Below are 11,306 nucleotides of genomic sequence, written 5' to 3'. Positions count from 1 at the left end.
GGCAGCTTCACGGTCGCGGATTCCGATGGCCTGGCCAACCTGAAGACCCTCAGCGTTGGTAGCCTCAACGTGGACCTGACCACCAGCGGCTTCGCCAGCCTGGTGGGGCAAAGCTTCGCGGCGGCCCATGGCACGGTGCTGATCACCGGCTACAGCAACGGTACCTACAGCTTCAGCTACACCCTGACCGAAGCCACCACCGACGCCGCTGGTCCGGAGACGGACGGCTTCCTTATTAATGTGGGCGACGGGCTGGCCAATGCCTCGGCCACGGTGACCATCGAGATCGTCGACGACCTGCCGCAGGCGAAGGCTGATGGTGCATCGGTCAGTGAAGGCAGCAGCGTCAGCGGAAACGTGGTCAGTGGTGCAGGCTTGGGATCGGTTGCGGACGTGTTCGGTGCCGATGGCCGACCCTCACCGGCTACCGGCGTGGTGGGCGTGCGTACCGGTAGCGATGTTTCGACGCCGGTCGCTGGCGGCGTGGGGGTGCCAATCGATACCGGCCTGGGCACCCTGGTGCTGCATGCCGACGGCAGTTACACCTACACCAGCCACGCCAATGTCCTGGGCCAGGCGGGTGCGGTGGATACCTTCACCTACACCATCGTCGACGCTGATGGTGACCTGAGCACCACGACCCTGACCATCGACCTGTCGAACATCACCGTGGTTGGTGACGTGCAGGCTGGCTCCGACGATGAAGTCCGCGAGGCAGCCCTGGGCTTCGGCAGCGAACCCACCAGCAATGACGAATTCGCCAGCGGCACCCTGGTAGCCAATGGAGGCAACGGCCCCTACAGCTTCAGCCTGGGCGTTGGCGCCGGCACCGGCCAGTACGGCCAATTGGTGGTCACCAGCAATGGGTCTTACACCTACACGCTGATTTCGGCGCCCAAGGTCAATCCGGATAACAACGGCAACAACCTGCAGTTCACTGAAACCTTCACTTTCACGGTGACCGATGCCAACGGCAATACCGGCATCGGCACCCTGACTATCGACATCATCGACGATGTACCGAGCATCAGCGTGAGGGGGCTGGATGGGTTCGATCTGCAGGTCGACGAGACCACCCTGGGCGCCACCGACAGCACCAACTTCGCCGGGGCCTTCGCGCCAGTATTCGGTGCCGATGGCGCTGCCCTCAGCAATGCCGTTACCTATAGCCTTGATGTGAAGTTGCCAGGAGTGGACAGCGGCCTGCGGGATTCTGCGACCGGCAATAGCATCCTGTTGTTCAAGGAGGGTGCGGATATCGTCGGCCGTGTGGTGGGAGGGGGGCAACTGGCCTTCCGCCTGAGTGTGGCCGCTGACGGCACGCTAACCCTGGATCAATCGCGGGCGATCTTCCACACCCCCAATGAAGGGCCAGACCAGGCCGCCGGGTTGGCCGGTGCCGACCTGATCACCCTGAACGCCACCATTACTGACGGCGATGGTGACCAGGACAGTGCTTCGCTCGACCTGGGCAACGCCATCAGCTTCAAGGATGACGCCCCTAGCATCGATCCCTACGTGAAGGTCTGCCTCGACGACGATGCCTTGCCCTATGGCAACCCCGGCGGCGTGGGCGACAGTGATCCCGACACCCGGAACACCAGCGGCACCATCGCCCATGATTTCGGTACTGATGGCTCCGGCGAGATTACCTTGCAGGATAGCGGCGCCCCCCATGGCTTCATCTATGTGCAAACCCACGGCGGCCTGCTGATCAAGCAGGGCGACGTGACTGTCATCACCATCACTCTGGACAAGTTCACCGGCGCCTACACCGTCACCCAGAACGCACCGATCCTGCATGCCAACGGTTACGACGAGAACGACCTGACCTTCGAGGTCGAGTACAAGATCGTCGACCGCGACGGCGACCGCGCCGACGGCTCGCTGTACATCAAGGTGGATGATGACACGCCCCTGGTCAGCGCCAGCCCCGTGGTGCAACTGGATGATGATGCCCTGCCAGGCGGCAACGCCTATGGCGTGGGCGACGTCACACCGGATACCGCGAATGTCACCGGTAAATTGGGGCATAGCTTCGGGGCGGACGGTCCTGGTTCGATCACGCTGCTTACCAGCGGCGCGCCCGATGGTTTCAGCTATGAGAAGGACGGCGACAACCTGTTGATCAAGCAGGGCGGCCTCACTGTCCTGACGCTGACCCTGAACTGGGCGACCGGTGCGTACAGCGTCGTTCAGAACAACCCGATCATGCATCCGGCCGGGTATGACGAAAACGATGTGAGCTTCAGCATTGCCTACAAGGTGACGGATGCCGATGGCGATAGCGCCACGGGCAGCTTGATCATCAATGTGGACGACGATACACCCAAGGCCTATGCCGACAGCGCCAGCATCGTCGAAGGCAGCGTCCCCGCCACCCTGGGCGGCAACGTGCTGGACAACGATGCCGGTGGTGCCGACCAGCCCAAGGCCTTCACCAGTTGGAATGGCGTAGCCGGTGCCACGCCGGGCGATAACGGCAGCCTGCTGGTGAGTACACCCTACGGCGTTGTCACCCTGAATGCCGATGGCAGCTACAGCTTCGCACTGGCCAATGGTTCACCGGCCGTGGAAGCGCTGGCGCCAGGCGAGCAGGTGGTCCTGCACTACGCCTACAGCATGCGTGATGCCGATGGCGACACCGACGACTCGACCCTGACCCTGACCATCATCGGCAGCAACGACACACCGACGGTTGAGGTCAGTTTCCCGAATACCCAGGGTGGAATGGCCCAGGTTTACGAGAAGGGGTTGCCGGAGGGTTCCAGCGCCGGTGATGGCAGTACTCAGGTCGATGGCACCTTCACTATTGGTGACCCTGATGGCCTGGGAGATCTGCAGTCGCTCAGCGTTGGCAGCCTGACTGTGGACCTGACCAGCAGCGACTTCACCAGTCTGGTCGGACAGAGCTTCACCACTGCCCATGGCACCGTGCAGATCACCGGCTATAGCAACGGTACCTACAGCTTCAGCTACACACTGACCGAAGCCACTACCGATGCCACTGGTCCGGAGACCGACGGCTTCCTTATTAATGTGGGCGACGGGCTGGCCAACGCTTCGGCGACGGTGACCGTCGAGATCGTCGATGATCTGCCGCAGGCGAAGGCCGATGGTGCATCGGTCAGCGAAGGCAGCAGCGTCAATGGCAATGTGGTCAGCGGCGCCGGTCTGGGCTCGGTGGCGGACGTGTTCGGTGCAGATGGACGTCCGTCGCTGACCACCGGTGTGGTAGGCGTGCGTACCGGTAATGACACGTCGACCCCGGTTTCGGGGGATGTCGGCGTGCCCATCGATACAGGTCTGGGCACCCTGGTACTGCATGCCGACGGCAGTTACACCTATACCAGCCACGCCAACTCCGTAGGCCAGGCGGGCGCGGTCGACACCTTCACCTACAGCATTGTCGATGCCGATGGTGATCTGAGCACCACGACCCTCACCATTAATGTGTCCAATTACACGGTGGTCGGCAGTGTGCAGGCCGGCTCGGATCAGGATGTGCGTGAAGCCGCCCTGAGCTTTGGCAGCGCGCCCACGAGCAACGATGAGTTCGCCAGCGGCACCCTGGTGGGCAGTGGCGGCAACGGGCCCTATAGCTTCAGCCTGGGTGTCGGGGCGGGCAACGGCCAGTACGGCCAGTTGGTGCTCGGCAGCAATGGCTCCTACACCTACACCTTGCTCTCCGCACCCAAGGTCAATCCGGGCAACAACGGCAACAACCTGCAGTTCACCGAAACCTTCACCTTCCAGGTGGTCGATGCCAACGGCAACTCCGGCACCGGCACCCTGACTGTCAGCATCGTCGACGACGTGCCCGAAATCAGCGTGACGAGTCTGGGCGGCCTGGGCGTGCAGGTGGACGAGACCGACCTGAACCTCAATGCCAGCACTAGCTTCGCCGGGGCCTTCACGACGGTGTTCGGCGCTGACGGAGCGGCCGTCAGCAACGCCATCACTTACAGCCTGGATGTGAAATCTGCGGGTGTGGACAGCGGGTTGAAGGACACCGCGACGGGCAACAGCATCCTGCTGTCCAAGGTTGGTTCGGACATCGTCGGCCTGGTCAGCGGCAGCGGGCAAGTGGCTTTCCGCCTGAGCGTGGCCGCCGATGGCACGGTGACCCTGGACCAGCAGCGCGCGATCATTCATTCGCCGGACAGCGGACCTGACCAGGTAGCTGGCTTGTCCAGTGCCGACCTGATCACCCTGACCGCCACTGTTACCGATGGCGATGGCGACAAGGACAGCGCGACCCTCGACCTGGGCAGCGCCATCAGCTTCCGTGACGCCGCTCCGACGGTGACCAGCAATGCCGTGGTGCAACTGGATGACGACGCCCTTCCCGGCGGGATTCCGAATGGCTCGGGTGACGATCCTGACTCGGCGAATGCCACGGGCAGCGTCGGGTTCGGTTTCGGTGCCGATGGCGCTGGTGATGTCCAGTGGCTGTCCACGGGCGCGCCTGACGGCTTCACCTATGTGAAGTCCGGCACCACCTTGTTGATCAAACAGGGCACTACCACGGTCATTGAAGTAACCCTCGACAGCACCACGGGTGCCTACGGGGTGACCCAGCTCGCACCCATCCAGCATGCGCTGGGCGACCAGGAGAACGACCAGCTCTTCACCCTGACCTATCAAGTCACCGACAAGGACGGCGACTCCACCAGCGGCACCCTGGATATCAAGGTCGATGACGATACACCGCATGCGAAGAACGACAGTGCCGATGTGGCCGAAGGCAGTGGTCAGGACTTCAACGTGGTGTTCGTGCTGGACTTCAGTAGCAGCATCGACAACACCGAGCTGAACACCATGCTGGACGCGGTGCGCAACGCCGGGCAGGCGCTGTTCAACACCACCGACGGCGATGTTCGCATCCAGTTGGTGGCGTTCTCTGGAACTGCCGCTTCCTACCCGCTGGTGACCGATGTCACCGCATTCACTACCCTGGTGAACAGCCTGAACCCGGCTGAAGGCGGTGCACGGCCGTTATCCGGCAACACGGACTTCACCGCAGCCATCCAGCAGACGATGGCGGTCTACACGCCCATTCCGAGCTGGAGCAATCAGGTCTTCTTCATCAGTGATGGCAACCCGAACGAACAAACCGGGCCGAATGACACGTCTCTGACCTCGACTGTGGCGGGCCAGTGGAACACCTTCGTTGATAACAATGGCATCAACGTGACCACCATCGGGGTGGGCAACGGTATCAATACCGAGCGGCTACAAGATGTGGATGTGGATGGCTCCGGCTTGCCCATCATGGTCAGTGCTTTCGAGGATCTGGTCGAAACCCTGGCCAGTCAGATAGTCGGGGGGGTGGTATCCGGCAACGTGCTACTGGGTAGTGATAACGCAGTAGGCGGTGGCGACGATGATGCCTTTGGTGCAGACGGTGCTGGCCGCATCCTGTCTCTTCAGATAGGCACCACAACCTATACCTGGAATGGTAGCGACAGCATCAGCCTGAGCACGGGCGGCAGCATTTCCGGCAACCTGCTCAATGCAATCACCACACCCGGTGGCGGCAAGCTCAGCTTCGATTTCACTAATGGCACCTGGACCTACATCGCTCCGAAGAACGTAGCGGCTGACACCAGCGAGAGCTTCACCTATAGCATCATCGACAAGGACGGTGACCCGTCGAGCGCCTCACTGACGGTGCGGATCGAGGACGCTTCGCCAGTGATCGGCCGCGTGGACGAGGACGAACTGCCGGGTGGCATCACCGACGGTGATGCCCAGACGACCGTGGTGACCGGCAATCTCGGCGAGCTGCTGGTCGGCACTCCGGTTGGCGCGCAGTTCAGCGTGGCCGCTACTCCGCAGGCGATGCCCGTGCTGACGTCCGATGGCGTTGCGGTCACCTACTCACGCGAGGGTGACACCCTGGTCGCCAAAGCCGATGCGTTTACCGTCTTCACCCTGCAGGTGGGTAGCGATGGCAGCTACACCTTCACCCTGCTAGGCGCATTGGACCATCCCGGCGGCGCGGGTGGTGACGACCAGATTCTCACTCTGAATCTGACAGGGGCCCTCCAGGCGAGCAATGGCAGCGGGAACCTGCCGTTGGCAGGAGATCTGCTTATCCAGGTGGAAGACGATATTCCGACAATCCTGGCCGCCTCGAACCTGGTCTACTCGAATAGCAGCAATCCCGGTGGAGCGACTGGCGTCTTCGATTACAGCACCGGTGCGGATACCCGCGGCAGTGGGCCTTTCTCGGCCACGGACTCGGATTTCACCTCCATCAGCCTCAGCGGCACCGTCGGCGGTACCGCTATTTCGTCGACTGCTGTCACCTGGGTTTCCGAAACCGCCTCGACAGCAACCTTCGATATCAGCTTCCGGTATGCGCCGAATCCGGCCAACCCGGGCGCACTCGATGATGCTGCCGGTAAGCTGGTGTTCGATAAGACCAACGGTACCTACACGGTGTCGCTGAATGAGCCGATCCAGGGCTTCACCATCTTCAAGACCAGCACATCGCTGAGCATCTCCGGATACGAGGTAAACAGTACGGTACCGGACAATACCCAGCCGGCGGTGTCCGTGGTGGAGCTGGATAACGATTTCTACGTCCAGTACACCAGCTACGCCGAGCCCGGCGGCGGCACCGACGAAGATAACCTGCGGGCCGGCACGGACAACACGTCGGTCTTCAGCCAAGGCGAGCTGTTCAGCCAGAGCTCCTCATGGGTCAGCGTGAGCAACTCGGACAATGGCGTGGGTGGAGACACATTGGGCAAGGGCGAGGTGCTGGACCTGAACTTCTATACCTCGAATCCCAAGGGCAACCTCGGCGTCGAGCCGTCTGCCCGCGCGGCCGGGATGTTCCTCAAGTTCGACGGGGTGGGCAATGAAGACCTGGTTGTCGTGCTCAAGCTGATCGGTGCGGGCGGTACCAAGACCACGCGAGCGTTGGTGGTGAGCAACAGTGACATCATGACCGCCAATAGCGTGGCATTGGCTGCCTACGGCATCACCCTGGGCAACAATGACGGGGCCATCGTCATCGAGAGCAACGACTTCAATGCGTCCGGCGAGAGTTGGCAGATCTACGGCGCACAGATACTCACCAGCGTCGAAAACATCACCACCTCCAGTGCTATCGACTTCAATTCGGCGCTTGGGGGCGGTGGCGCCTCGAATGTAGCCAATGGAACCAGCTTTGGCTCATCGGCAACCGATAACGATGTGCTCAAGGTTTCGGATATCGGCTTCATTACCGCCGAGACCAATACACTGGATACCGAACTGGACTTCCAGGTGGGTATCAAGGACGCAGACGGTGATTCCACCTCGCCCCAGTCGCTGCATGTGACGATGGAGGCGGGCAGCACCTTCGTAGGCACCACAACCAGTGATGTGATCCACGGGACCAGTGGCAGTGATCATCTCTCCGGCATGGCGGGGGATGACGTGCTGGTGGGGGGATTGGGCAATGATGTGATGGACGGAGGGATCGGAAGCGACACGGTGTCGTACGACGGCGCCAATGTGGGTGTTGCAGTGGATCTGGCTCTGATTGGCCAGCAGAACACCGGCGGCGGAGGCCTGGATACCCTCATCGACATCGAGAACCTGCTGGGTTCGCGCTTCGATGACGTGCTCACCGGTAACAACGGCGACAACATACTCGCTGGCAATGGCGGCGACGACCTGCTCAATGGTGGCGCCGGGGCGGATACCTTCAAGTGGTTGCCCGGCGACAGTGGCGTCACCACCATTGCCGGCTTCAACCCGGGCGTGGACAAACTGGACCTGTCGCAACTGCTCAGTGGCGAGCACAGCGATGTGGGCAGCCTGGACGATTACCTGACCATGGCCTTCGGCGCCAACACCACCATCACGGTGGACAGCAACGCGGCGGCAACGGGCGGGGAAGGACAGACCATCGTGCTGCAAGGGGTGAATCTGATGGCCGCGTATGGCGCGCCGGATACCGCCTCGGTGATTTCGCACATGCTCGATGACGGTTCATTGAAGGTGGATGCCTGATCGGTAGCGAAGGCCCGCCCTCAGGGCGGGTCTGGTCCTGCAAGGCAGAGGGGGAGGGAACAATGGTTTTCGTGCAACGCGACGAGAAAGGAAGAGTGCTGCGGGTAGAACACGAGCCCTTCGAGAGCATGACCCAGAGCATGCCGGCCAACGACCCGGAGGTGCAGAGCTGGTTCGCCAGCCGAAGCCTGCATGACCATCTGATGTCCTTGCAGCATTCCGACCTGGAATTGGTGCGGGTGATCGAGGACCTGGTGCAGGTACTGGTGAGCCGGGGCTTGATGAACTACACCGACCTACCGGAGCCTGCCCGTCACAAGCTCCAGCATCGTGCCTACGCGCGTGCACAGGTTGAGGGGCTGGGCGGATTGGTGCCCGACGAGACGGGCTTGCCGTATTGAGGGGCTGCACCTGGGCGCGTGCAAATCCAACCTACGCGCGTCTGCGCCTGGCTAACCGCCGAACCTGCAGGAGCGAGCTTGCTCGCGAATTATCCGAGCGCGATCATTGCGCAAGCAGGCTCACCACCTACACAAACGCCGACTTCACCCGGTTAGTCAGAGTGTTTCAATCATCACAGGCAGGGCCGGTTACTCGTGCCAGGGCGCTGGTGCGCCAATCAGGCGGCCCATGGCTCCCTGGATTCCCAGCTCCTTGAGCACCTCCAACTCGCCCTCGGTTTCGACCATTTCCGCGATCAGTGGCAGGTCGATGCTGTTGGTCGCGCGAAACAGCGCTTCGATGAACAGGCGCTTGTCGCTTTCCTGGTCGATGGTGCGGATGTAGGTGCCGTCGATCTTCAGGTAGGCCAGCCCCAGGTGGGCCAGGTTACCGATCAGGCTGAAGCGACCGCCGAAGTGTTGCAGGCCCACGCTGTAGCCGGTTTCGCGAATCGCCTGGCAGATTTGCCCGAGCTCGTTCGCGGGCGGTAGATGGCGCTCATCCAGTTCCAGCGTGAGCAGCGCCGCTTGCTGGGGATGGCTCTTCAGCAACGCAAGCAGGCGTTCGCGGTTGTCGCCCTGCTGCAGGCTGGCGGCTGACAGGCTGAGGGCGATAGGAGAAGGCGTCTGCTGCAGATGCGCCAGGCAGTGCTCCAGCATCGCCAGGTCGAAGCGCGCAGCCCAGCCCAGACGTTCGATCCAGGGCAGGAAGCGTCCGGCGGGTACGGCTTCGCCCTGAGGATCGAGCAGGCGCGCCAGCGCTTTGTGGTGCAGGATTTCCGCCGCATTCGTACAGAGGCCCACTGGCTGGAAGTAAAGGCGCAGCTTGCCCTTGTTGAGGGCGTCGTCGATCCAGACACGCCAGTCGTGCAGGCTCTGGCCGGGTGCAGCGTCGTAGTCGTCCAGCCGGACCCAGGGTCGGTCCGTGCATTGGGCCGCCTGGGCCAGAGCCTGGTCGGCGCGACCCATGACCCTATGGATGTCTTCCCCCGGTCGGTAGGCGGCGATACCCAGCAGGGCCACCGGGCTGCGGTCACTGGCGCCGGTGGCATGCAGGTTCTCCAGGCGATCAGCGAGCTCCGCGGTCAGGTGCTCGATGTCTTCGCCGTTGAGACCGGGGGCGAGCAGTGAGAACTCACCGCCGCGGCTGCGTGAGGCGAGCCAGTCCGGGGTTCCGTGCTTGTGTTCAAGGGCCTGGAGGAGTTCGCCGATATCCCGGATCAAGGCGTCGGTGCGCTGACCGCCGAGGCGCTGGTTGAGCCCTGCCAGGTCGTTGACCCGCAGCAATAGCAGGTAGCCGGCGGCGTTCTGGTCGTTGGGCACCAATTGGTTGGCCAGGCGGATGTCGAACTGACGACGGTTGGCCAGGCCCGTGAGGCTGTCCTGATAGGCTTCTTCGCGTAGGCGCTCGCTGCGTGCGGCTTCCTCGGCGAAGAGGTTGCGCAGCTTGTCCACCATCTGGTTCATGGCCAGTACCACGCGACGCAGCTCCGGCGTGCGCGGCACTTTCGGCAGGGCTAGAAATTCTCGGCGGCTGATGGCTTCGGCTTGCTGGACCATGTTGTCCAGCGGCCGCAGTTGGGTGCGCAGCAACCACGCGCCGACCAGCGCGCTGACCAGGCCGCAGAGCAGCAGCCAGGCGAGACTGCCGACCGCGCTGTCCCAGAGCTTGGCCAGGGCGAACTGGGGATGGCTGAGCACTTCCACCCGTGCCGCCTGTTGCCAGCCGCGCATGATCAGCGCATCGCCTCCTTGGGGGCGCAGATCGACCAGGTGGGCGAACCAGCTGGGCACTTGTTCGCTGGTCGTGGTGGTGCGGCGTTCGGCAATGACGCTGCCATCGGGGATGCGCACCACACGGATGCTGGCGAAGTAACCGCTGTCGAAGATGGAGCTGACCATCAGTTCGATCATTGCCGCGTCGTCGACATGGGGCGTCATCGACAGGCCAAGCGCCGTCGCCGCGTCCTGGGCATGGGAGCGCAACTGGCTGAGCAACTGCTCGCGGGAACTTTCGACTCCGGCGAGGAAGCTGCCGGCGAAGGCCAGTGCGAGCAGCAGGCAGATGGCCAGGAACAGTTGCTTGAGTAACGACATGAACTAACCCTCTCCAATGGCGAAGCCCTCGGCTCGCATCTTTTTCAACAGGTCCTGCCAGCGCGACAGTTTTTTGGTATCACCGGCGCGCTTGGCGCCGGTGTAGAGGCCCTCGGCATTGAAGGCATACACCGGCAGCAGGTCGGTGCGCTGGGAGGCGGGGCGGATCTCGCCGATCAGGTTGTCCAGCACCAGGGGGTCGGCGGTCGGGGTCCTGTAGTAGGTGAGCACCATGTGCGCCTGGTTCTGGCGCAGGGCCTTGACGTAGGTGATGCGCAGCTTCTCGGCGGGAATGCCAAGCCGGCGCAGGGTGAAGTACTTGGCGATGGAGTAGTCCTCGCAGTCGCCTGCCCCCTTCACCAGGGCCTCCACCGGGGTGGCCCAGTAGTCGTTCTCGCGCCAGGTGCGGATATCGTCGGTGAAGCGGATCTGGCGGTTGAAGAAACGGTTCACCGCGCTGAGCTTGTCGGCCTCGGGCAGGTCGGCGCTGCCTTGGATCAGCTCGCTCCAGGCAAGGATGCGCGCCTTGGACGGGCCGAGGTCGCCGTAGCGTTTCGAGGCGTTCTGCAGGATCAGCTCGAAGTCCCAGTTGGCCAGCACGCTGGCCAGGCAGAGCAGCAAACCGGCGAGCAGGCAGCCGCCTTGCCATGCCAGCCACGAGGGGTTCCGCAGTCCCTTTGCTGCCCACCGATGCCGCATCAGCCGTCTCTCCGCCCAGGATGCTCAGAGTCTAGGCGGAAATCGGCGATCTGCCGG

Annotated in this window: 4 protein-coding genes; 2 read left to right on the top strand and 2 right to left on the bottom strand. The window is 62.7% G+C overall.

Annotation, left to right across the window (positions count from 1 at the left end; genetic code table 11):
- Positions 1-69: 69 nt before the first annotated feature.
- Both E8F20_RS09890 and E8F20_RS09885 read left to right on the top strand, forming a co-directional pair.
- Positions 70-8,013, top strand: coding sequence for a DUF5801 repeats-in-toxin domain-containing protein (locus E8F20_RS09890; RefSeq protein WP_280283589.1), 7,944 nt, complete (start codon positions 70-72; stop codon positions 8,011-8,013).
- 62 nt (positions 8,014-8,075) lie between these two features.
- Positions 8,076-8,414: a tryptophan synthase subunit beta gene (locus E8F20_RS09885; RefSeq protein WP_280283588.1), complete on the top strand. Its 339-nt coding sequence runs from the start codon at positions 8,076-8,078 to the stop codon at positions 8,412-8,414.
- A 189-nt stretch (positions 8,415-8,603) separates the two neighbouring features.
- Here the strand turns inward: E8F20_RS09885 and lapD are convergent, their stop codons facing one another.
- Positions 8,604-10,550 carry a cyclic di-GMP receptor LapD gene (gene lapD, locus E8F20_RS09880; RefSeq protein WP_280283587.1) on the bottom strand — a complete coding sequence of 649 codons (1,947 nt, stop codon included), beginning with the start codon at positions 10,548-10,550 and terminating at the stop codon, positions 8,604-8,606.
- 3 nt (positions 10,551-10,553) lie between these two features.
- A complete protein-coding gene (gene lapG, locus E8F20_RS09875; RefSeq protein WP_280283586.1) occupies positions 10,554-11,249 on the bottom strand; it encodes a cysteine protease LapG in 696 nt (231 codons plus the stop codon).
- Positions 11,250-11,306 lie beyond the last annotated feature (57 nt).

It is taken from the genome of Pseudomonas sp. BN415, assembly GCF_029871195.1.
Taxonomy (GTDB): domain Bacteria; phylum Pseudomonadota; class Gammaproteobacteria; order Pseudomonadales; family Pseudomonadaceae; genus Metapseudomonas; species Metapseudomonas resinovorans.
This window is presented reverse-complemented; position numbering and strand designations above follow the sequence as displayed.